This window comes from Pseudomonas berkeleyensis, from assembly GCF_014109765.1.
In the GTDB taxonomy this organism is placed as follows: domain Bacteria; phylum Pseudomonadota; class Gammaproteobacteria; order Pseudomonadales; family Pseudomonadaceae; genus Aquipseudomonas; species Aquipseudomonas berkeleyensis.
Genome location: NZ_CP059139.1, coordinates 2,993,238 through 3,015,761, shown reverse-complemented (window position 1 = coordinate 3,015,761; position 22,524 = coordinate 2,993,238). Strand labels below are relative to the sequence as shown.

Annotated in this window: 22 protein-coding genes; 14 read left to right on the top strand and 8 right to left on the bottom strand. The window is 57.8% G+C overall.

Annotated elements, in window-relative coordinates:
* The first annotated feature begins 8 nt into the window (after positions 1–8).
* The 4 genes from HS968_RS14010 to HS968_RS13995 all read left to right on the top strand — a co-directional run bounded on the left by HS968_RS14010 (position 9) and on the right by HS968_RS13995 (position 3,527).
* On the top strand, positions 9–734 hold the full coding sequence (locus tag HS968_RS14010) for a phosphatase PAP2 family protein (protein ID WP_182366523.1): 726 nt from the start codon (positions 9–11) through the stop codon (positions 732–734).
* Complete coding sequence (locus tag HS968_RS14005; RefSeq protein WP_182366520.1) at positions 731–1,420, top strand: phosphatase domain-containing protein; 690 nt, start codon at positions 731–733, stop codon at positions 1,418–1,420. The genes HS968_RS14010 and HS968_RS14005 overlap by 4 nt, the downstream gene beginning before the upstream one ends.
* Complete coding sequence (locus HS968_RS14000) at positions 1,417–1,767, top strand: hypothetical protein (protein WP_182366517.1); 351 nt, start codon at positions 1,417–1,419, stop codon at positions 1,765–1,767. The genes HS968_RS14005 and HS968_RS14000 overlap by 4 nt, the downstream gene beginning before the upstream one ends.
* 119 nt (positions 1,768–1,886) lie before the next feature.
* Complete coding sequence (locus HS968_RS13995; protein WP_407681630.1) at positions 1,887–3,527, top strand: methyl-accepting chemotaxis protein; 1,641 nt, start codon at positions 1,887–1,889, stop codon at positions 3,525–3,527.
* Between the two features lie 63 nt (positions 3,528–3,590).
* On the opposite strand, the gene fabB is transcribed toward HS968_RS13995, so the two are convergent.
* The 3 genes from fabB to HS968_RS13980 all read right to left on the bottom strand — a co-directional run bounded on the left by fabB (position 3,591) and on the right by HS968_RS13980 (position 7,712).
* Positions 3,591–4,811: a beta-ketoacyl-ACP synthase I gene (gene fabB, locus HS968_RS13990; protein ID WP_182366514.1), complete on the bottom strand. Its 1,221-nt coding sequence runs from the start codon at positions 4,809–4,811 to the stop codon at positions 3,591–3,593.
* A gap of 11 nt (positions 4,812–4,822) precedes the next feature.
* A complete protein-coding gene (gene fabA, locus HS968_RS13985; RefSeq protein WP_119691423.1) occupies positions 4,823–5,338 on the bottom strand; it encodes a 3-hydroxyacyl-[acyl-carrier-protein] dehydratase FabA in 516 nt (171 codons plus the stop codon).
* Between the two features lie 475 nt (positions 5,339–5,813).
* The gene (locus HS968_RS13980; protein WP_182366511.1) at positions 5,814–7,712 is read right to left on the bottom strand and encodes a response regulator; all 1,899 of its coding nucleotides are present in this window, start codon (positions 7,710–7,712) and stop codon (positions 5,814–5,816) included.
* A gap of 287 nt (positions 7,713–7,999) precedes the next feature.
* Between HS968_RS13980 and HS968_RS13975 the strand changes: the two genes are divergently transcribed.
* The 8 genes from HS968_RS13975 (at position 8,000) to HS968_RS13940 (ending at position 15,148) form a co-directional block, all read left to right on the top strand.
* On the top strand, positions 8,000–9,022 hold the full coding sequence (locus tag HS968_RS13975; RefSeq protein ID WP_179624843.1) for an NAD(P)H-dependent glycerol-3-phosphate dehydrogenase: 1,023 nt from the start codon (positions 8,000–8,002) through the stop codon (positions 9,020–9,022).
* A gap of 29 nt (positions 9,023–9,051) precedes the next feature.
* Positions 9,052–9,399, top strand: coding sequence for a DUF4389 domain-containing protein (locus HS968_RS13970; protein WP_119691420.1), 348 nt, complete (start codon positions 9,052–9,054; stop codon positions 9,397–9,399).
* The gene (sixA, locus tag HS968_RS13965) at positions 9,396–9,854 is read left to right on the top strand and encodes a phosphohistidine phosphatase SixA (protein ID WP_182366508.1); all 459 of its coding nucleotides are present in this window, start codon (positions 9,396–9,398) and stop codon (positions 9,852–9,854) included. The genes HS968_RS13970 and sixA overlap by 4 nt, the downstream gene beginning before the upstream one ends.
* Positions 9,855–9,977: 123 nt before the next feature.
* Positions 9,978–11,645 (top strand): AMP-binding protein, encoded by a 1,668-nt coding sequence (locus tag HS968_RS13960; protein WP_182366505.1) that lies wholly within the window; start codon positions 9,978–9,980, stop codon positions 11,643–11,645.
* Between the two features lie 55 nt (positions 11,646–11,700).
* Entirely contained in the window at positions 11,701–12,144 is a 444-nt protein-coding gene (locus HS968_RS13955) for a hotdog fold thioesterase (protein ID WP_182366502.1), read from the top strand.
* A 205-nt stretch (positions 12,145–12,349) separates the two neighbouring features.
* Entirely contained in the window at positions 12,350–13,153 is an 804-nt protein-coding gene (locus HS968_RS13950; protein ID WP_182366499.1) for an AraC family transcriptional regulator, read from the top strand.
* A 46-nt stretch (positions 13,154–13,199) separates the two neighbouring features.
* Positions 13,200–13,832: a LysE family translocator gene (locus tag HS968_RS13945; protein WP_182366496.1), complete on the top strand. Its 633-nt coding sequence runs from the start codon at positions 13,200–13,202 to the stop codon at positions 13,830–13,832.
* A 134-nt stretch (positions 13,833–13,966) separates the two neighbouring features.
* The gene (locus HS968_RS13940) at positions 13,967–15,148 is read left to right on the top strand and encodes a PqqD family peptide modification chaperone (RefSeq protein WP_182366493.1); all 1,182 of its coding nucleotides are present in this window, start codon (positions 13,967–13,969) and stop codon (positions 15,146–15,148) included.
* Between the two features lie 93 nt (positions 15,149–15,241).
* On the opposite strand, the gene HS968_RS13935 is transcribed toward HS968_RS13940, so the two are convergent.
* From HS968_RS13935 to HS968_RS13915, 5 genes are all read right to left on the bottom strand, one after another.
* Positions 15,242–17,041 carry an asparagine synthase-related protein gene (locus HS968_RS13935; protein ID WP_182366490.1) on the bottom strand — a complete coding sequence of 600 codons (1,800 nt, stop codon included), beginning with the start codon at positions 17,039–17,041 and terminating at the stop codon, positions 15,242–15,244.
* Between the two features lie 2 nt (positions 17,042–17,043).
* The gene (locus tag HS968_RS13930) at positions 17,044–18,027 is read right to left on the bottom strand and encodes an HPr kinase/phosphorylase (RefSeq protein WP_182366488.1); all 984 of its coding nucleotides are present in this window, start codon (positions 18,025–18,027) and stop codon (positions 17,044–17,046) included.
* Positions 18,028–18,029: 2 nt separating this feature from the next.
* Complete coding sequence (locus tag HS968_RS13925; RefSeq protein ID WP_182366485.1) at positions 18,030–19,598, bottom strand: glycosyltransferase family protein; 1,569 nt, start codon at positions 19,596–19,598, stop codon at positions 18,030–18,032.
* 311 nt (positions 19,599–19,909) lie between these two features.
* Positions 19,910–20,071, bottom strand: coding sequence for a hypothetical protein (locus tag HS968_RS13920; RefSeq protein ID WP_182366482.1), 162 nt, complete (start codon positions 20,069–20,071; stop codon positions 19,910–19,912).
* Between the two features lie 33 nt (positions 20,072–20,104).
* Positions 20,105–20,434 carry a PqqD family peptide modification chaperone gene (locus tag HS968_RS13915; RefSeq protein WP_182366480.1) on the bottom strand — a complete coding sequence of 110 codons (330 nt, stop codon included), beginning with the start codon at positions 20,432–20,434 and terminating at the stop codon, positions 20,105–20,107.
* A gap of 413 nt (positions 20,435–20,847) precedes the next feature.
* Here HS968_RS13915 and HS968_RS13910 point away from each other — a divergent pair, with 413 nt between their 5' ends.
* Both HS968_RS13910 and HS968_RS13905 read left to right on the top strand, forming a co-directional pair.
* The gene (locus tag HS968_RS13910) at positions 20,848–21,651 is read left to right on the top strand and encodes an alpha/beta fold hydrolase (protein ID WP_182366477.1); all 804 of its coding nucleotides are present in this window, start codon (positions 20,848–20,850) and stop codon (positions 21,649–21,651) included.
* Complete coding sequence (locus HS968_RS13905; RefSeq protein WP_182366474.1) at positions 21,648–22,511, top strand: alpha/beta hydrolase; 864 nt, start codon at positions 21,648–21,650, stop codon at positions 22,509–22,511. The genes HS968_RS13910 and HS968_RS13905 overlap by 4 nt, the downstream gene beginning before the upstream one ends.
* Positions 22,512–22,524 lie beyond the last annotated feature (13 nt).

Here is a 22,524-nt window from a genome sequence, read left to right as displayed (position 1 = left end):
GAGTGAAGATGTCGTCTCGTTATTTCGATTTTCGCCTGGCGCTGGGTATACCGCTGCTGCTGATGGCGTTGTTGCTGGTAGTCGATCCCAGCCCCGTGGACTTTGCCCTGGCCCGTCTGTTCTACGAACCTGGGCTGGGCTTCATCGGCCGTAGCAGTTTCTGGCTCGAAGACATCCTGCATGACCGTGCCAAGCAGGCGGTTATCGTGCTCGGTGTGCTGGCCATCGCTGGCTTTCTGCTCAGCCTGATGCCGACACGGCTGCGTGCCTGGCGTCGACAGCTCGGTTATCTGGTACTGGCGCTGGGCCTGTCGACTTCGGTGGTCACGCCGCTGAAGACCCTGACCGGCATGCATTGCCCCTGGAGCCTGAGCGAGTTTGGCGGGCAGGAGCAGTTCACCCCGCTGCTGAGCGAGCGCGCACCCACCGCCAACCCGGGCCGATGCTGGCCAGGCGGGCATGCCTCGGCAGGATTCTCGCTGCTGGCACTGTTCTTCGTCTTGCGCGACCGCCGCCCGCGTGCCGCGCGAATCGCGCTGGTGGTGGCGCTGGGGCTGGGTTCGCTGTTTTCCCTGGGGCGGATGTTGCAGGGCGCGCACTTTCTCTCGCACAACTTGTGGACGCTGCTGATCGACTGGGTGATCTGTGTACTGAGCTATCGCTGGCTGCTTTACCGAGCGCCTGTCGCACAAAGCGCAGGAAATCAGGTGGTCTGGGGAGAAACCTGCCGATGAACAGATTCCAGCAAGGCTTGCGCCTGGCGTTGGCCGCCGTGGTTTTCTTCAGTGCGCTGTTGGCGCTGCCCTTGAGCATGGCGTGGGGCGCGACGACATCGGCGGCGCCCCTGCATGGCGTGCGCCCAGCCAACTGGGCGCAGCCACTGGATACCCGCATCAACCTGTATCGCATGACACCGGATCTGTATCGCAGCGCATTGCCTGCGGCGCGGGACTGGCCGCAATTGCAGGCGCTTGGCATTGCCACGGTGATCAACTTCTATCAGCGCGGTGACGAGCAATGGTTGGGTGATCCGCGCGTTCATCAGGTACACCTGCCGTTACGCACTGATCGTATCGATGACACCGACGTTATCGAGGTGCTGCGCAGCATCCGCCAGGCGCAGGGGCGCGGCACCGTACTTATTCACTGCAAACATGGGCAGAACCGTACCGGGCTGATCGCTGCCCTGTACCGGGTGATCTACCAGAACTGGAGCAAGGAGCAGGCGTTGGCAGAAATGCGCGGTGGCGGCTTTGGCGGCGAAGAGCGTATGGGCGACGCCGAGCGCTACCTGCGCGACGCTGACATTCCGGCGTTGCGTTCAGCATTGGCCACAGGTGCCTGCAGCACCAGCGCATGGGCGCTGTGCGCGCTCAAGGATCGGCTGCTCGGTGCAATCGAGGGGGGTATGAAGTCATGAAGGTCGCGCGCTTGCTGATCTGTGGCCTGTCGTTGCTGGTCTTGCTGGGGTGTCAGAGCCTGCGCGAGCAGATGTTGGCGGCCAACTATCCGCCAACCTTCGTCGACGGCTTCGAGGACGGTTGCAGCAGTGGGCGTTCGGCTGCTGGCCCGCTCGGTCAGTTCGACAAGGACGTACCACGCTACATGGCCGAACCGCTATATGCCCAAGGCTGGGAGGATGGTTTCCGCCAATGCGAAGACGTGCAGCGCATCGATGACTGGCAGGCGCGCCGGGAGGAGCAATGGCGCGATGATGAATGGCGACACCACGTCGACCAGGCGATGGTCAAGGCGCTGCGTCGCTAGGGTTTTCTTTTTTCCTTGTCAAGAGTGAGGGAATTACGCCGATAAGCTCCCAGAGATTAGCCTAATCTCATCAGATCCTTCGACAGGTATGGCGAGGGATGATCTGATTTCCGCGCGCAATGGGAGTTGCACAAATGTCGCTGCGTAATCTTTCTATCGCACCACGGGCTGCTTTGGGGTTCGGCCTGGTGGCTCTGTTGGTGTTGTTGCTCGGAGCCTTTTCACTTTACCAAATGACGGAAATGCGTAAGCAGTCCGTAGCCGTCGATGAGGACTGGCTGCCCAGCGTCGTCGCGCTGGCCGATGTCAGCCAGGACATCCTGCGCCTGCGTGCCGTGACCCTGCGCCTGATGCTCAATCGCGAGCCGGATGAGTTGAAGCGCAACCTGCAACTGGCTGACGACTTGCGCTCGCAGCTGAGCACGGCTGACTCGACCTACGAGAAACTCATTTCCAGCCCCGAAGAGCGTGCGCTCTATGAGGGCTTTCGCCGTTCCGAAGCTGGCTATCTGCAGGAGCAGGGCAAGATCGTCGCGTTCGTTCGGCAAGGCAACTTCGATGATGCCATTACCGTGACCCGTGGCACGCTCAACCAGCATGCCGACGAAATGACGCGGGCGCTGCGCGATCTTGCCAACCTCAACCGCAAGGGGGCGACCGATGCGGCGCGTGATGCGGGCGAGGTGTTCGCCACGGCGCGTGTCTGGGTGATCGCGATGATCGTGTTCGCTGCTCTGGCCACCGTGGCGCTGGCCATGCTGCTGACGCGAAGCATCGTGGCACCGCTGACTGAGGCGGTGCGCGTGGCCGAGCGGGTGGCTTCCGGCGACCTGACCCAGGTCATCCAGGTCGCAGGTCATGATGAGCCGGCACGTCTGCTGGGCGCGCTGAAAAACATGCAGCAAAGCCTGCGTGCGACGATCCAGAGCATTTCCGATTCGTCCAATCAGCTGGCCTCGGCCTCCGAGGAGCTGCATGCCGTCACCGAAGACTCGACGCGCGGTCTGCACCAGCAGAACACCGAGATCGAGCAGGCGGCCACCGCAGTGAACGAGATGACGGCGGCGGTGGAGGAGGTTGCGCGCAATGCGGTGAGCACCTCCGAAGCCTCGCGTGAATCCAACGTCACCGCGCAGCAGGGACGCGAGCAGGTACGCCAGACCGTCGATTCCATCGGCCAGCTGGCGGCTGACGTCACCACCACCTCGGGAGAGGTGGAGCAGCTTGCCGAGCGCGTGCACGAGATCAGCAAGGTGCTAGACGTGATTCGCTCCATCGCCGAGCAGACCAACCTGCTGGCCCTCAATGCCGCTATCGAGGCTGCGCGAGCCGGCGACGCTGGCCGTGGCTTCGCCGTGGTGGCTGACGAAGTGAGGGCGCTGGCGCACCGCACCCAGCAGTCGACGCAGGAAATCGAGCAGATGATCGGCGGCATCCAGAGCGGTACGGAGCGCGCCGTCAGCGCCATGCAAAACAGCAATGGTCGCGCCCGTTCCACGTTGGAGGTGGCTCAGGCGGCCGGCGTTGCGTTGGAGCAGATCGCCCAGGCGATTTCCTCGATCAACGAGCGCAACCTAGTGATCGCCAGTGCTTCCGAGGAGCAGGCGCAGGTGGCGCGCGAGGTGGATCGCAATCTGGTCAATATCCGTGACCTGTCGATGCAGACCTCGGCGGGAGCCAATCAGACCAGTGCAGCCAGTCAGGAGCTGTCGCGTCTGGCGGTCGATTTGAACAACCTGGTGGCGCGCTTCAAGGTCTGACGTGTTTGGCAGGCCACGAAACGAAAACGGCGCCCGAAGGCGCCGTTTTCTTTACCGCAGCAGTTACTTGCCAGCCCAGCGCTTGAGCACCAGGGTGGCGTTGGTGCCACCGAAGCCGAAGCTGTTGCTCATCACGGTGTCGAGCTTGGCGTTCTCGACGGTGGCGAGCTGGATCGGCATGTCGGCCACTTCCGGGTCGAGCTCGTCGATATTGGCCGAAGCGGCGATGAAGTTGCCTTCCATCATTAGCATGCAGTAGATCGCTTCCTGCACGCCGGCGGCGCCGAGGCTGTGGCCGGACAGGCTCTTGGTCGAGCTGATGGCCGGCGCCTTGTCGCCGAACACTTCACGCACGCCACGGATTTCGGCGACGTCGCCGACCGGGGTGGAGGTGCCGTGGGTGTTCAGGTAGTCGATCGGGGTGTCGACGGTGGCCAGCGCCTGCTGCATGCAGCGGATCGCGCCTTCACCGCTCGGGGCGACCATGTCGTAACCGTCGGAGGTTGCGCCGTAACCGACGATTTCCGCGTAGATCTTGGCGCCGCGAGCCAGAGCGTGTTCCAGCTCCTCGACCACGACCATGCCGCCACCGCCGGCGATGACGAAACCGTCACGCTTGGCGTCGTAAGCGCGGGAGGCTTTCTCCGGGGTTTCGTTGTACTGGGTGGAGAGGGCGCCCATGGCGTCGAACAGGCAGCTCTGGCTCCAGTGCTCTTCCTCACCGCCACCGGCGAAGACTACATCCTGTTTGCCAAGCTGGATCTGCTCCATGGCCTGGCCGATGCAATGCGCGCTGGTGGCGCAGGCCGAGGAGATGGAGAAGTTGACGCCCTTGATCTTGAACGGAGTCGCCAGGCACGCCGATACGGTGCTGCCCATGGTACGGGTCACGCGGTATGGGCCGATGCGCTTGACGCCTTTCTCGCGCAGGGTATCGATAGCTTCCATCTGGTTGACGGTGGAAGCACCACCGGAACCGGCGATCAGACCGGTACGCGGGTTAGAAATCTGCTCTTCGCTGAGGCCTGAATCCTTGATCGCCTGTTCCATCGACAGATAGGCGTAGGCCGCAGCGTCGCCCATGAAGCGGAACAGTTTGCGGTCGATCAGTTCTTCCAGGTTCAGGTTGACCGAACCGGAAACATGGCTACGCAGGCCCATTTCGGCATAGGACGGGTTGAAACGGATGCCGGATTTGCCCGCGCGGAGGCTGTCGGCAACGGCTTCTTTGTCATTGCCCAGGCAGGAAACGATGCCCAGACCGGTAATCACGACACGACGCATGTGCAAGTCCTTCAGAAACTGTCGGTAGAGGTGAACAGGCCAACGCGCAGGCCTTCGGCACTGTAGATCTCGCGGCCATCGACGGCTACGGTGCCATCGGCGATACCGAGGATCAGTGAGCGGTTGATGGTGCGCTTGATATGGATGTTGTAGGTGACTTTCTTGGCGGTCGGCAGAACCTGACCGAAGAATTTCACTTCGCCCGAGCCCAGGGCGCGGCCCTTGCCTGGGTTGCCTTGCCAGCCCAGATAGAAGCCAACCAGCTGCCACATGGCATCGAGGCCGAGGCAGCCGGGCATGACCGGGTCGCCTTCGAAGTGGCACGCAAAGAACCACAGATCCGGATTGATATCGAGCTCAGCGACGATTTCGCCCTTGCCGTACTTGCCGCCGGTCTCGCTGATATGAACGATGCGATCGATCATCAGCATATTTGGGGCGGGCAGTTGCGCGTTCCCCGGGCCGAAGAGTTCGCCGCGGCTGCAGGCGAGCAGTTCTTCCTGGGAATAGGCGTTTTGTTTTGTCATGCGAGCTCCTCAATTGTCCCCATGCTTCTAAGGCTGGGCGAATCGTCCTGGCCGGCCCCCTTTTGGGGCGTCTGCCGGCAGCCTAGTCATAGACTGTTGCGTTGTGGTGAAAGTCACAGTCGGTGAGTACAGTTGTACTCCGCTGCCTGTGCATTGTCACATTAGGGTCTGTTTCCGTTTCATTCGCGAGCCGCGTTGCTGCGAGAAATGGCCCCCGGTTAGGCGCAGGACGCCGGTAATGGCCGCCCCTTGCCAAGTCCTGCAACAACAGCGGGGGCCATTTCCCGCGCAACCCGAAGGGCCGGGCCTGTTTTGTCGCGATGCGGCGTTACTCGATGGCTCATTTGGGCGACCAAACTTCGCATCTCGCGCCTTGCCTCGCGACAAAACAGGCTCCGGCGCGGTCACGAATGAAACGGGAACAGACCCTCGCAGTTTCTCCTTGTAACCCCGCAGCATTACAGGCGCTACTCGCCTATGGTCGGGCTGGTAGCCAGCGCTGCAGAATGCGTTGCAGGTCTGCACGTTTGAAGGGCTTTGCCAGGTAATCGTTCATACCGGCAGTCAGACAGGCTTCGCGGTCGCCCTGCAGTGCATTGGCGGTGAGGGCGATGATCGGCACGTTTCGGCCCTTGGCCTGTTGGCGAATCTGTCGCGTCGCCTCGTAGCCATCCATCAGCGGCAGGCGGCAATCCATGAGGATTGCCGCGTAGTCGTGATCGGCGAAACTCTGCAGCGCCTGCTGGCCGTCGCCGACCAGGCTCACCTGATAACCCAGGCTGCGCAGCATGGCTTCGATCACCGTCTGATTGACCGGGTTGTCCTCGACCAGCAGCACGGCTTGTCCGTCACCATTGCTCAGCGCCTGATTCTCGCTGCTTGGCATCTGCCCGCTATGCTCGCGGAACGGCAGGGGAATCTCCAGAGTGAAGACCGACCCTTCGCCCAGCTGGCTTTCCGCGCGCAGGGTGCCGCCCATGCGCTCGGCCAGGGTGCGGGCAATCGGCAGGCCGAGGCCGGTGCCGCCATAGCGTCGTGAAATCGAGGTGTCGGCCTGCTGGAAGGCGTCAAACATGCGCTCCAGGCGCTCGCTGCCGATGCCAATGCCGCTGTCGTGAACAGCGCAGGTGAACCACAGCACCTGGTCATCCAGTTGCTGCCAGTGGGTCTCCACGCGAATGTGGCCTTCTTCGGTGAATTTCAGCGCGTTGCCGATCAGGTTGACCAGAATCTGGCGGATGCGCGTGGGGTCGCCGCTCACCTCCAGCTGCTCCAGGCCTGTCTGCGTTTCCAGCAGCAGTTGCAGGCCACGCTGATGGGCGCTGTGCTGGAAAACCTGCACCGAGCTTTGCAGCAGTTCCAACAGGTTGAACGGGATGGCTTCGAGTTCCAGCGCGCCTCGCTCGATCCTTGAGAAATCAAGGATGTCGTTGATCACCTTGAGCAGGTGTTCGGTGGATTCGGTGGCCAGGGCGGCGTATTCGGTCTGTTCGTCGTTGAGGCTGGTAGTTTCCAGCAATTGCAGCATGCCCAGTACGCCATTCATTGGGGTGCGCAATTCGTGACTCATCATGGCCAGGAAGTCGGATTTTGCCCGGTTCGCCTGTTCGGACTCCTCGCGGGCCTGGATCAGTTCGGCAATCGCCAGTTGCTGCTCGCGGCCACTTTGCTCGAGGGTGCGGGCCAGGTTGTTGATATGCCGGGCCAGATCGGTGAGTTCGTCGTTACCGCGTTCGACCAGCGAAGGGCGGTAATCGCCGCTCTGGATGCGCTCCAGCGCCTGACCCATGGCGCTGAGCGGTTGCGCCAGACGGCGTGCCAGGCGCCTGGCGAGAAGAAAGGTCAATAGCAGGGCGAACAGTGAAAGAACCCCGGCCTTGAGCAGGATTTCCTGCTGGCGGGTATTGAAGGTGTCGTTGGAAATGCCGATCACGACGCGGCCGAGGTACCCGTCGCCGAGCGCTTTGCCCAATGGTGGCAGGGTATTTGTCGGGTAGGGCGGGCCCTGCAGACGGATCGGCGCCTCGAACACCTCGACCTGCGGTGAGCTGTGGCCTTGCTCCTTGGGCCGCTCGACGTAGACCAGGATGTTGTCGTCGCGATCGCGCACTTCGGCGAAGCGTACGTCGGGCGTGCTCAGAGTCGCACGCAGCAGGCTTTCCAGGGTGCTCAGGTTGCCGTTGAGTACGCCGTACTCGGTAGCTGGAGCCAGTTGATTGGCGATCAGCTGGCCGGTATGTCCCTGTTCCTGACGCAGATCCTGCAGACGGGTGAAGGTGAGAAAACCGGTGAGCAGCAGCGTCAGCAGCAGGGCCGGGCCCACGCTGATCAGTTGGGTGCGGGTATGGATGTTCCAGCCGCGGCGCTGGGCCATGGCTGTACCGTCCCTGGTCAGGTGCGGCGCTGCTGCCTGTTGGCGAGGGGAGCAGGGCGGGGGCAAGGGGTTGCCTGTGGGCACGAATCGTCCTTGGCAATTAACGTCGATCCGGCATGTTAACCGACCCGTCGCGCTTTGCCAGCTTCAGGCGCGTGCACTCTGCGGTAATTCTCGTTTGCTCCCTTAACTGACGGTCAGCACTGAACTTTTGCCCTGGCCGGGTACTCTCGGCTCCGTATAATGCCCGCAGACCGCCATCACGCATGGCCTCATTCGGAAGACCTATGACACAGCTCCAACCCATTGCCGTACTCGGCGGCGGTAGCTTCGGCACCGCCCTGGCTAACCTGCTGGCGGAGAATGGCCAGCGCGTCCTGCAGTGGATGCGTGATCCCGAGCAGGCCGAGCAGATGCGCCAGAGCGGCGAGAACCCGCGTTATCTGAAGGGCGTCAAGCTGCATGCGGGGATCGAGCCGACCAGCGACATCCACATGGCGTTGCAGCAGGCCGAGCTGGTGTTGGTGGCGTTGCCCTCCAGCGCCCTGCGTGATGCCTTGCAGCCGGTGGCGGCGCAGTTGGCGGGCAAGATGCTGATTAGCACCACCAAGGGTATCGAAGCCAAGACGTTCAAGCTGATGAGCCAGATTCTCGAAGAGATCGCCCCGCAGGCGCGCATCGGCGTGCTCTCCGGGCCGAATCTGGCCAAGGAAGTCGCCGATCACGCCCTGACCGCCACGGTGATCGCCAGCGAGGACGAAGAGCTGTGCCTGCGTGTGCAGCAAGCGCTGCATGGCAGAACCTTCCGTGTCTACGCCAGTGCTGACCGCTTTGGCGTCGAACTGGGCGGGGCCTTGAAAAACGTCTACGCCATCATGTCCGGCATGGCCGCGGCGCTGGGTATGGGCGAAAACACCAAGAGCATGCTGATCACCCGTGCCCTGGCCGAGATGACCCGGTTCGCGGTCAAGCTCGGGGCCAACCCGATGACCTTCCTCGGCCTGGCCGGCGTGGGTGATCTGATCGTCACCTGTTCGTCACCGAAAAGCCGCAACTATCAAGTTGGCTTCGCCCTGGGCGAGGGGCTCAGCCTGGAGGAGGCGGTGCAGCGCCTCGGCGAAGTCGCCGAAGGCGTCAATACGCTCAAGGTGCTCAAGGCCCGTGCCGAGGAACTTGAGGTGTACATGCCGCTGGTCGCCGGTCTGCATGCCATTCTGTTCGAGGGGCGTACGCTGGCGCAGGTCATCGAGCTGCTGATGCGCGGCGAACCCAAGACCGATGTCGATTTCATCCCAACTGCAGGTTTCTGAGCCTGGCAGCCAATCAAGGAGAACGAGTCATGAGCGATGAAAAGCAGGAGCTGGAGCGCGAGTCGATTGTGTTGCGCATTCTGTGGATGGTGATTTTCCTCGTCGTCTGGCAACTGGCCGAGCTGGTGCTGGGCGCTGTGGTGCTGTTGCAACTGGGCTACCGCCTGTTTTATGGCGCCCCCAACGCCGGGTTGATGGGTTTTGGCGATAGCCTGAGCCAGTATCTGGCGCAGATCGGTCGTTTCGGTACCTTTAATACCGATGAAAAACCCTGGCCGTTCGCCGACTGGCCGACACCACGTACGCCGGACGGCGAAACCGCCCACAGCATTCCGCCTGCGCCGCATCCGGTGCGTGACGAGGAGCCCAAACTGTGAGGTTGTGGTTGCTGCGTCACGGCCAGGCCGAGCCGCATGCGGCCACTGACGCGGCGCGTGAGCTGACCGCCCATGGCCGCCAGGAAGTACGGCAGGCCGCCAAGCAGCTGGCTGGAAGACCGTTGACCGCCATTCTCGTCAGCCCCTACGTGCGTGCCCAGCAAACGGCGGAGCTGGTGCGCAGCGAGCTGGGTTTCAATGGGCCATTGACCACCGTGCCGTGGCTGACGCCGGACAGTGACCCGCGCGAGGTGCTCAAGTATCTCGATGAGCGTGAGAGCGCCGAGGTGCTTCTGGTCACCCACCAGCCGCTGGTGGGGGCTTTGGGTGGTTTGCTGGTGCATGGCCATCGTCAGGAACCCTTGCCGATGCGCACCGCCAGCCTGGCCGAGTTGGAGGGCGACATACCGGCGGCGGGGCTGATGGAACTGCTGGCGCTGATCCATCCGCGCTGAGTGTTTTTCCCTTCCGCTACAGCGGGAAACATTTCTTAACTTGCACCTCCTTTGTCTGCGTGGAATAGTCAACCAAGCAAGTGCTTGGTTGATTCCTACAAAAACAACAAAGGAGGAAGCCCTGTGGCTGATGCAATCCGTTTGCCGCTCGAGCTGTTTTACGAACGTGAAGCAAGGCACCCGAACAAACGCTACATGGTGCAACCCCTTGGTGGTGGGCAACTGCTGGAACTGACCTGGGCCGATGTGGGCGAGCAGGCTCGCCGTACCGCCAACTGGTTGCGTAGTCGCGAATTGCCGCAGGGCAGTCGCATCGCCATCGTTTCCAAGAACTGCGCGCACTGGATCATTACCGATCTGGCGATCTGGATGGCTGGGCATGTGTCGGTTCCGCTCTATCCCAACCTCACAGCTGAGTCCATGCGCCAGGTGCTGGAGCATTCCGAGGCGCAGCTGGCCTTCATCGGCAAGCTCGATGACTGGGCCGCGATGGCGCCAGGGTTACCTCAGGGGATGCCGACTGTCAGCCTGCCGCTGCATCCGCAAGGCACCTTCGATCACAGCTGGGACGACCTGCAGCGCAGTGCGCCGATTCAGGATGACCCCAAGCCTGCCGCCAACCAGTTGGCGACCATCATCTACACCTCCGGTACGACTGGCACGCCCAAGGGCGTGATGCACAACTTCTCCAATTTCGGCTTCGCCGCTGGCAACGCCATCAAACTGTTCGGAGTGGGTGAAGACGATCGGCTGATTTCCTATCTGCCGCTTTGTCACGTGGCTGAACGCATGTTCGTCGAGCTGGCGTCCATCTATGCGGGGCAGACGATCTTTTTCGCCGAAAGCCTGGATACCTTCCTTGAAGATCTCAAGCGCGCACGGCCGACCGTGATGTTTGGCGTTCCGCGTATCTGGACCAAGTTCCAGATGGGTGTTTACAGCAAGATGCCGGCGCAGAAACTCGATCGCTTGCTGAAACTGCCGATCATCGGCCGCATCGTCGGACGTAAGGTGCTTGCCGGGCTCGGCCTGGACGCCATCCGTTATGCGCTGTCCGGGGCGGCGCCGGTGCCGATTGCGCTGCTCAACTGGTATCGCCGTCTGGGTATGGAGATCCAGGAGGTCTACGGCATGACCGAGAACTGCGGTTATTCCCATGTCTGCCTGCCGGGCAAGTTCAAGCAGGGCTGGATCGGCCAGAACAACCCTGGTGTCGAGGTGCGCATCGCCGAGGACGGCGAAGTTCAGGTACGCAGCGGTGCGACCATGCAGGGGTACTACAAGGATCCGGCCAAGACCGCCGAAGCGCTGACCGATGATGGTTTCCTGCGCACCGGTGACAAGGGCGAGCAGGATGCCGAGGGCAATCTGCGGCTGACCGGGCGGATCAAGGAAATCTTCAAGACCAGCAAGGGCAAGTACGTGGCGCCTGCACCGATCGAGAACCGCATCGGCGAGCACTCGCGCATCGAACAGGTCTGCGTGGTTGGTGACGGCCTGCCGCAACCCATCGCGTTGTGCGTGCTGTCCGATGTGGGGCGTCAGGAAGCCGCCAACGACAGCCGAGACGAGCTTGAAAGCAGCCTCAAGGCATTGCTCGCCGAGGTCAATGGTCGCCTCGATCAACATGAGCGGCTGCAAGGTCTGGTTTTGGTCAAGGAGGTCTGGGCGGTGGAGAATGGCTTTCTGACTCCGACCCTGAAGATCAAGCGCGCGGTGATCGAAGGTACCTATGGCGAGCGTTTCGCCGAGTGGCAGCAGCGCAGCGAAACGGTGCTTTGGCACGACTGATCATCAATGGGCCAGGCAACTGGCCCTGTTCTTCAAATGCACAAGGAATGCTTCCATGGGCTTGTGGCAACGAACACCCGATCTCGAGGCACTCAACGCAACGCTGAAAAACAGCATTGGCGAGGTGTTGGACATCCGCTTCGAATCCTTTGACGAAGAATCGCTCAGTGCCAGCATGGTGATCGATTCGCGCACTCATCAGCCTTACGGCCTGCTGCATGGTGGTGCCTCGGTGGTGCTGGCGGAAACCCTCGGTTCGACCGCCAGCTATCTGTGTATCGACAGCAGCCGTTTTTACTGTGTCGGTCTGGAGGTCAATGCCAACCATCTGCGCGGCCTGCGTAGCGGGCGTGTGCATGCGGTGGCGCGGCCGGTTCATCTGGGGCGTACCACTCACGTCTGGGATATTCGCCTCAGTGGCGACGACGGCAAGGCCAGCTGCATCTCGCGACTGACCATGGCCATCGTGCCGTTGGGCGAGCAGCCGCCGAAGCTCTGAGAGCCTGTTCAACGTCTGCTGCGCGTCGGCCATGCTGCATTGAAATCAGGCTGGAACACCAGCCCGGCCAAAAACTCATTTACAGCCCAGACGTTCTTCGCTCGATTCGAGTGGTCGCTGCTCTGTCTCGATAGCCTTTGCAAAGGCTCCGATATCTGCAATTTCATCCAAGATTTGCCTGATCCATGGCGCTACAGTACGCGCCATGGATCACATCACTCACATTCAAAGCAGTTTGCCCGGCGTACGCCTGATCGACGCCGAGTACCGCCGCTTTGCCTTTCCCCGGCACTTTCACCTGGAATACCACGTCGGTCTGCTGGTTCAGGGGCGGCACCGCTATGACTATCGTGGAGAGCGCCGCCAGGTCGGGGCGGGAGACGTCCTGGTGATGGCCCCCGAAGGCATACACGATGGCGCCTGTCTGGATGGCGAAAGTTACCGTATCCGTGTGATGGCCTTCGATCCACACTGGCTGGACGAGGCCAGTCGTACCCTGAGTGATGGACGTCAGGGCGCGCCACGGCTGACCACTTCCAGCCTGCGCCACCCGCTGTTGTCGCAGCATCTGCATCAGTTTCATGCTGCGATGCTGGGGGGCTCGGCACTGGCTCAGGAGACTGCTCTCTGGCAAGCGCTGGCGAGCTTGCTGGAGATGGGCTCGACATTACGCGTCAGTGATACGGAGAGCGTCTTCGATAGGCGTACCTGGCAAGAATTGCGTGATTGGTTGGAGAGTCGTCTGGACGACCCGCCGTCGCTGGAAGATATCGCGAGTTTCTGCGGGATGAGCCCCTGGCAGGTGCTACGCCGATTCCGTCAGCACACGGGCTTGCCACCGCATCAGTGGCTTACCCAGCTGCGCTTGCAGCGGGCGCTACCGCTAGTGTTGGCGGGTGAGCCCTTGAGTGAGATCGCGCTGCGTCTGGGCTTCTACGATCAGGCGCATTTCTCGCGCTTGTTCCGCCGCACATACGGTTTACCGCCGGCGCGCCTGCGCCAGGGCTGATTCGTCCGCACTTTCGTTTTCCCCCTTCTATCCCTTGGAGATCACCATGCAGGAGACGTCCGTCTTGCTGTCGCTGGCTGCCGTGTTCGCGGTAGCCCTTATCAGTCCTGGCCCCGATGTCGCATTGGTGGTACGTACTGCCTTGCATCAGGGGCGGCGAGCGGGTTTGCTCAGTGCGTTGGGCCTGGCTTGCGGCATTCTTCTGCATGGCACTCTGGTGCTCAGTGGTGTGGCGTTGTTGCTCAGCCGTACTGAATGGTTGTTCGACCTGGTGCAGGTCGGTGGCGCGCTTTACCTGGGGTGGCTGGGTGTCGGCGCTGTATGTGCTTGGTGGAGCGGCTGTGTGGGGAGTAGGCGCTTGGATGGCGAGTTGGCGCCTTCGGTATTCGGCCCTTGGTTGCGCGGTGTGCTCACCAACCTGGGCAACCCCAAGGCGCTGGTCTTCTTCCTGGCGCTACTCAGCAGCCTGGTGCCGGCGGATATGTCGCTGCCAGGCAAGATGGCTTGTGCGGCGCTGCTGTTCGGCCTGAGCCTGGTTTGGTTCAGTCTGCTGGGCCTGACCTTGAGTCGTCCGTTGATGCGCCAGCGCCTGCTGCAGATCGCCCCGGTCATCGATGTGATTTGCGGGTTGGTATTCCTACTAGTCGCTGCGAGCATCTTTGGACATCTGTTGCTGTAGTAATCATTGATGAATCGTAGGCGAGATAGATAAAAAATATTAAGAAAATACCGTTTACCAGCAGATCAATAAGATTTATTCTGAGTCGCTTTTGTTGATAAAAAGTTTAGTAGGCAGTTCTGATAAAAGCTTTTATGGCGCAGTCCCAGTTTGCTCCGTCTATTTTTAAAGAAGCTGTATTTTTTTTTAGGCTCCCATTAATTCTATTGGTCGATATGTCGAAGAACTGGTATTTCTCTCCTGAGAAAATTGTGGCGCAGCTTGAAGAAGATGGTGCATTAGTGGCTCATGTGGGCGATCTATCTTCATTCAAGCTGAACCAGGTGGCGTTTGAAATACTGCAGTTGCTGTATGAGCCGCAGACACTGGATGGTATGGTTGAGCAGCTATGCCAAACATATGATGTGGATGAAAGGGAATGCGCTCGGTTCATTCTACCTTTCCTGCATGAGTTGGAATTGGCTGGCTGGATTGTTGCACTTGCCCCGGATCAAAACGAGTCGTCGCTCCATTCACGCTACCTCTGCCTGCTGAAGCGTGCTTTGGTAAACTGGATATACCCCGAGCACGAATTGCAGGTGAACTATCTTCAAAGTGACCGCGTTGCCAGGGATCGACTAACCCGTAGCCGCTACTTGCGCGATATCTCGCATGTTGAGGCAGAAAAATATGCCGAACTTCTGGAAAAGAAAAGGCATGGCTTTGTAACGGTCTTATCCCACACTCTAATAGGGCTACGACGGTTGAATCACCTGGAGTACTGTGCGAGACAAATTTTTGCACAAGGTATACCGGGTGACTTTTTCGAGGCTGGTGTTTGTCAGGGGGGGGCGAGTATTTTTCTGCGGGCATTGCAAGTAGCTTTTGGTGAGGAACAACGCAAAACATGGGCGGCAGATTCTTTTGAAGGGTTGCCACCGGCTACTTTGCCTCAAGATGAAGGTTTGGATTTTACCGAGTCCAATTACCCGTGGCTGGCATTCAGTCAGGAAAGAGTCGAAGAGCACTTCAGGCGGTATGAGCTATGGAGTGATCATGTACGCTTGGTCAAGGGGTGGTTTAGTGAAACCTTGCCAGGATTGGACTGTGGGCTGCTTTCTCTTCTCAGGCTCGATGCAGACTTATATCAGTCAACTATGGAAGTCTTGACCAACCTATATGACAAAGTGGTTCCTGGTGGTTTTGTGGTCGTTGACGATTATGGTGCGTTTGAGGCCTGTCGATTGGCGATTGATGATTTCCGACTTGAACGGAACATTCAGGCTCCGCTGAAATGGATAGATTGGAGCGGGGTTTATTGGCGCAAGGAGTCCTAAAGGTCGCCTTTTCTAGGTTTCTTGAATGGGGCGGCCCCGTACATAATGGTTCGCTCCATGCAGTTTCCTGGTTTGAATTAAGGTATCCGTATGCTAGAAATCGTGGCTCGATATTTTCCCTTCCCGAACTAGGAAGAACAGTCCAGCCTGTAAACCTCGATGAAAGTCAAACAGGTTTCTATCGGGCATCTTTGAAGCCTGAGCGCCATGCCAATATTTAGTAATTGCGTTCAGGTTGAGGTAATGAGCTGCCGTAGCTGAGTTGTGCATCAAGTCCAGAACATAGGCGACAGATTCTCGATATTTACTGTAGCGGTACCCCAGGTCTGCGGGTTGCAGCCCTCTGAGGTTTGTGGTGCGTGTCGATTCAGGGATGATGCCTTGCATGGCATTTCTCATTAATAGCCTACTCTGTTTGGCGTTAGTAAATTCTGCATCCGGGATTTGCAAGCACCATTCGAAAACGCTTTGATCGCTCGTGGGGTCAGTCAGGGTTACGCCATAGGCTCTGGCGATTAATTGCCCAAAGCTGTGAGACGTTGTCAGCATGGGGAACATATGGTCACGAAACTGTCGGTGTGTGGTGATTGTGGCAGAATCCAATATAAAATCAGTTTCGAATCTACGTTGCCAGTGCAGGCATAGATCTGGGTGCGTTATAGCTGTTGCCGCTGGAGTAAGGCGGGGGGTAGGGAAGTCTCGGGCAGGGTTGATATAGCGGAGCGTGTCGCGTGCTAATAATTTCAGTCTGCCAGGACAGTTTTGCTGGCTGTGACGTATATAATGCGAGGCCTGAGTCCATTCTTTCCTGCGCAATAAATCCCAGAAATTGTTCTGACCTCCGCTCCATGAAACAGTGATATTGCCTGCCTGACCGCTCAATAGTGTGTCGAAGCCGTCCTGTTTGACAGTCTGATATAAATGATGAATCCAGGTTGCGTTCGAATTGGCCGCCTGCATTCTGCCTGTCGCTTGAAGCATGAAGATCATGGCACTGATAGGATTGAGATGGTCACTCTCGAGCGCGATGTGCTTTATATTGGGGTGCATCGTTGCCAGTTGTTGAGCGGCGGGCCATTCATTGACCAGTTTCCCTGGCAGGCATAGATTTTTAGCCTCTTGAACTGGTACGTGAGTGTAGGCGCATAGCTCGCGGTTTTCTTTCATCAAGACGCTAGCGGCCAAGGCGGTGACTGAGCCTGAGTCCAGGCCGGCACTGAGCATGCTGGCCGCATTGCCTGTATGGGCTAATCTGCTGACTATAGCCCGCCGGTAGCGTCTTAAGAATTCTTCGATGTACTCTTCGGATGTGTTGGCTTGCTTTATCTGAAATTGAGAGGCTTGCCAGTAGGTTTCTGTCTGTACTTTGCCTGGTTTGAATATATTGAAGGTTGCTGAGCCAATCTGACGAATGGCTTTGTATTCGGTTTGCAAGAAGTCGTTATAGCGTATCCATTGTAAAAGATAGCTCAATATCCGCGCTTCGTGCAGTTCTTGGGAAATACCTTCAATATTCAGGATTTCAGTGAGTGAGTCGGAAAATGCCAGTTGCCCTGTTGTTGTCCATGCGTAGAACAATGTGGTTGGACTGCTTGGGTCAATTGCCAGGATTACGGACTGTTTGCGGGCATCCCAGACGGCAATCCACCAATCTCCTCTGATGTGTCGAAACATGTCGACATTCCAATGCTCGAATGCCAGGAGTAGTAGTGCCTGAGTCGTGATGCTGTGGGTGAAAGAGTCATTCAAGCCAAGTTTGGCTTTCAGTTCGGATAGGTTGTCAATTCGGGCATGGCAGCCCAGTATGCAGTTTTTTTCGGGTAGTGATTGTGTGCTTTGGTTTGCTGAGGTCTGAGTGAATTTATTTCCTGAAAAGTCTACGAGAATTGCCATATTCAGAGCCCGCTTACCCGGTCATTCGGTATGCTTGTGAGATGCGATAGCAGGAAATCATGAGCACCTTGTAGGTTGTGTAAGCCCTCTAGGAGTTGCAAGGTAAAAACAGGAACTTGTTGCACCAGCTTGACCAGCGCCTGGAAAGGGCTTTGCCATAGCTCTGGATGAGCAGGCTGCCCCAGGTACAGTTGCTGCAATAGTGAGCCTATAGCTAGGTTGGCAGGTAATGACTGTGCTGATATTCGATCTTTACTGCGTTCTCCCAGCAGGTAAATAGCCTGTATCGGGCAGTCTTTCGGATTGAATGAATCAGGTTGCTGCGCAAGATCCCAGTAACGCTTATCACCCGTCAGTGCTGTTCGTTTATAGACGCTCTCCAATGAAGTCATATCAGGAAGCAGCTCGGATGCAGTGTCTGGCCATAGTCGTAACTGAGCAAAACCATGGGCGGCAATGAATTGATTGTTGATGTTTTCTATGTTGACGATATCGTCGCTGAGCAAGGTTGCTCCAGCTTTCAAAAGTGCTGCTGTGGTGCTGGACTTGCCCGCGCCCGATGGCGCAGCCAGCAAAAGACATGACCCGCCAACTTGAACTGCATTGGCATGTAGAGCCAATTTCCCGAGTGCGTTCAAGATGCGGCCCATCATGATTGAGGTGCATACACGTATTACATCATGCACGTCCACCTCTGGGGTCCACCAAGCGTCCAGCTGATTCCCACTCGATTGCAGCTTGAACTCGACCTCTCCATGGTTCAGAGGATCATGGAATCGAATGACTGTTTCCCCATTATCAGATATCCATTCACAGGAGATGGAAGTGGTTTGCTTGGTCTGTGGAGGTGTCTTTGCAAGAGAAGTGCTGCCATGCAACAAGATCAGGCAGTCAGGTTTTCTTGCGTTGGTTTCGGTTAGGAAGTGAATGGGGCGATTGACGGTAAGGTTAAGCCCGAATGTTCGGTAATAATATAAGTTGGGCATGATCAACCCTGCGATGAATTTTCTGGTGCCAGGAGATTGGCACGTGATCTGAGCATATCCAGCTCTCTGCTTTCTGGGCTGTGTTTCTCTAATATCTGGATGAGACCAAATAAGGAGAAGTAATCGTAAGGCAGCCAGTCTAGTGTCAGTCGAAAATGGTGTTCTAGACCTTTTGCTGGTAGTCCTTTGAGCTGAATCTTTTTCAGGGGATGTTGTAATTTTTCCAAAAGGCTTGCTTTGCGCTGAGTATCAGATGACGGAGCAATCGAGTGGGCCAGCGCAGAAAACTCATCTGCCCAGATGGCGCTGTGGGTGGGCGCCTGTGTTGCGTCGAATGCCTGTTCTCTCTGTCCTGCAGCAAGCAGGCTCTGTATCAATAGCCAGCGTACTTGAGGCAGGTCTGCGTGTTCATCCAGCAGCGTATCGCACAGCAGAATCGATTGCTCGTAATCCTGCGCGCTCATGGCTTCGTGAATTGCCCACCATATATTTCGTTCTTTTTCAGGCCAGAGCATCTGCTTGCCATGAGGTGTCTGCGGAAGGAACATCGAAAATATCGATTTCAGATGATTCTTTACGGCTAACGGACTTCGATGTTCTCGTGCCCATTGGTGGGCTGTTTCTGCCAGTCTGCTTAGTGCAGAACGATCCTGATAAAGTCGTTCCAGCCCCTGATAGAGGGTTTCTGGTGAGTCAAAGAGAATGGCTCGCTCGTGATGAGCGTGAAATGGGGCTATGTTGCTGAGAAGGCTGGCGCAGCCATTGATGGAATATTGAACGAATTTGCCGTCGCTGCGGCAGCGGTTGAAGCGAGTGTCTTTGAGTGGCGCGATGCCCACATGCAGCGATTGTAAAAAAATGAAGTATTCGGTTTCATCCCCAAAAGGAGTATGCATGACTTGCTCAGATGGTAATGCGTTCAAGAACTCGCTTAGCGTACTATTGCAACCCATGATCGAAAATCGAGTGTCGGGGTGGCATTCAAGAAATTTTCTTAGCGCTGGGGCAATCCACAGCAAGTCATCCAGGTGAGTGGTCGAACCTCCCCAGCCAATGACGAATCCATCTTGCTTGAGGGTATTGGTGCGGAGGGGGCTAACCCATGGATCGCAGACCAGTCGCACGGGGTGTAATATTTGATAATATTTGGCGAGTTCTTGAGATGAAAATAAAACTGCATCGCAACAATGAGCCAGATTCAGTAGATGCTGTCGGCCTAGCGGGGAGTTCAGTGGATGAGTCGCAGGCAGCCAGTCGCCAAGTGAGGCAATATCATCATTGATCTCATACAGCGTGGCTCGGTTGGATTTTTTTCTGTGCTGAATAACGTTCCATAGCCAGTGGATATCACACTGAATAACGACTAGCAGATCGCAGTGTAGTGAAAAGTCGAAAGCTTCTGGAGCATGTACGGATAGCTCCGTAATATCGACTAGAGAATCGTTATGCCACAAAGAACATGGCTTCAATACTCTCTGGAGGAAGTTTCCATAGTTCTCGTTTTTAATGGTGCCTGAGTGAAGCCAAATAATGCTGATTTTTGGTTGGGCATCATGTAGGGCGTTCAGCATCTCTAAATTTTCTGTTTGTAATGGCTTGGATGATTCCTGTGTTGGAGGTCGCTTGCTCTGAGTAAGATGTGGAATATATGGTCGTGCTCCTGCACTTGCCGCAGGTATATACGGCGGGCGCTTATGAGTGCCTCTAAGATTCTAGTTTTTCCGATGTATTTTTCAAGGAGTGAATTCCGTTTTCAATAGTTTCCATTGTGTTAGCTGCTTTTCTTGAATTTTAGAGGCGCGCTGTGTAGTGGGAGTATATTGTCTATCAGAGCGAGCCTTCCGCCAGTGTGTGAAAAACGGTATTGTTAGAATGCTTTGGGTTAGCTTTGATATGTGGCGAGGTCAGAGGTGGTAGAGGTTCCCGCGCCACTTTTGGTTAGTGCGGTATCCAGTTTTTCCAGTTTTGGCGCAATAAAGGCTTTTTTGGCAGAAGAGACTGGGCTGTTGGCATTTTTGCGCTGCTTGGTGTCTGTTTTTTGCATGATTTTCTCGGCTGTTGAGGTTGCTTGAAAGGTTTAGGCTTGCGATGTTTCGATTGCTTGGGTGGTGAGGTCTTGCAAGGAAACCATGTTCTCTTTGTGTAATTCCAAAACAAAACGCTCTACCGAATCTTTGCAGTCTTGTTCAGAGACCTCGTATTCTTCATGGATAATCATGCATAGCTCATGCATTGTGCGAGGGCTAGCTAGCGATTCCCATATCAGTTTTGCTGTTGGGTTCAGGTCAAAGTAGGCGCCCTGTTCAACGCTCAGCATGACCAGGTGCTCCCCCATCATGGCCGATACGCCGGGTGAGGCCTGGCCAATCACTGTATCGGGCATGAGAGTGGAGAATTTTTCAGCCATTTCAGGGTTCTAACTCTGGGCACGTGGTGAAGCCGGCACAGTCAGCTTCGACTGTTTGTCATTGGTTATTGCATCGCTCATGCACAGCGCGTCATCCAAGCTTGCATGACAGCCTCTAAGTAAGGTCGTGCTGACTGTCTTGTGGGCTGGGAGCATGCGGGGCTCGCTTGTTGTTTTTCTGTGTTGCTAATTTGCGCTGGTGGACTGGCGCTGCCATGGCTGCATAGCACATTAGCACTGATTACGCTGAGGGGCGGCGCCTGCCAGCCTCGCTTATCCTATTGCTAACTCAGGTGGCTTTTCAACGACTGGATATATCTGACCATTGCGTCGCCATCGATGGCCATTACAGTCATTGCCGGCCTGGCGGTGCTACTGGAGAATCGGCGAATACCTATCAGCAGGAATTGCGCATGTCGCAGCCGATCTTCTTCGCCCACGCCAACGGTTTTCCGTCTGCTACTTACGGCAAGCTGTTCGCCGCCTTGGCCCCGGATTATCAGGTGCGCTATCTGGAGCAGCACGGCCATGATCCGAAATTCCCGGTCAATGAGAACTGGGACAATCTGGTGGATGAGCTGATCCACCATCTGCAGCAGAGCGCTGAACCAATATGGGGTGTTGGTCACTCGCTGGGGGGCGTTCTGCACTATCACGCCGTACTGCGCCGACCTGAGTTGTATCGCGGCGTGGTGATGCTCGACTCGCCGGTACTGACCCTGGTCGACCGCGTGGTGATACGTGCCGCCAAGCGCTTTGGATTCATTGATCGCATTACGCCGGCCGGGCGTACTCTCGGGCGTCGGGAGGCATTCGCCGATCCGGTCGAGGCGCGGGAGTATTTTGCCGGCAAGAGTCTGTTTCGCCGTTTCGATCCCGAGTGCCTCGACGCCTATGTCAGCCATGGCCTGCAGGTGGCGGAGCAGGGCTTGCGCCTGAAGTTCGATCCGGCCACGGAAATCAGCATTTATCGTAACGTGCCGCATACCTCACCAGGTCGGCCTCAGCAATTGGCCGTGCCGCTGGCCATGGTGCGTGGCCGTCATAGCCGGGTAGTTCTGCCGCATCATGCTCGACTGTTGCGGCGCATGCCGCAGGCCGAATATCACCACCTACCGGGCGGACACATGTTTCCTCTGGAGCGCCCGCAGGATACGGCTGCGTTGCTGCGCCAACTGTTCAACCGCTGGGATGACTCGAATGAGGAGCGCGCATGAATAACAGCTTCGAGGAAGTTCGCCTGAGCTTGCCGCATATCGAACTGGCGGCTCACCTGTATGGGCCGGACGATGGGGTGCCGGTGTTGGCCCTGCACGGCTGGCTGGACAATGCCGCCAGCTTCGCGCGTCTGGCCCCGAAGCTCGACGGTCTGCGCATCGTGGCCCTGGACTTTGCCGGTCATGGCCATTCCGAACACCGCTCGGCGGGGGCCGGTTATGCGCTATGGGACTACGCCTTTGATGTGCTGCAGGTCGCCGAGCAGTTTGGCTGGGAGCGCTTTTCCATCCTCGGTCACTCGATGGGGGCGATCACCTCGGTGCTGCTGGCGGCGGCCATGCCCGAGCGGATTGCGCGTCTGGCGTTGATCGATGGCCTGGTGCCCTATACCGGTGAAGCCGAACAGGCGCCACAGAAGCTCGGTGAGGCGCTGCGCGCCAGGCAGGCGCTGAATGACAAGCGCAAGCCGGTGTACGCCGAGATGGCGCGTGCTGTCGAAGCGCGCATGAAGGGGGTTGGTGCAGTCAGTCGCGAGGCTGCGGAGCTGCTGGCCCAGCGTGGGCTGATGCCGGTGCCGGGTGGCTACACCTGGCGAACCGATAGTCGTCTGACCTTACCGTCGCCGCTGCGCCTGAGCTGGGCGCATGCCCAGGCCTTCGTCCGTGCGCTGCAATGCCCAGTCAGCCTGGTGCTGGCGGAGCAAGGCATGATGGGCGCCCAGTCCGCAGTACAGGCGTTGCTGCAGGATCTGCCGTTCGAGATTCACCGCTTGCCGGGCGGCCACCATCTGCATCTGGATGACGAGGCGGGCGCACAACGTGTAGCGGATTGTTTCAATCCATTCCTGCGCTTGCCTTGACTTGCCTGTGGTC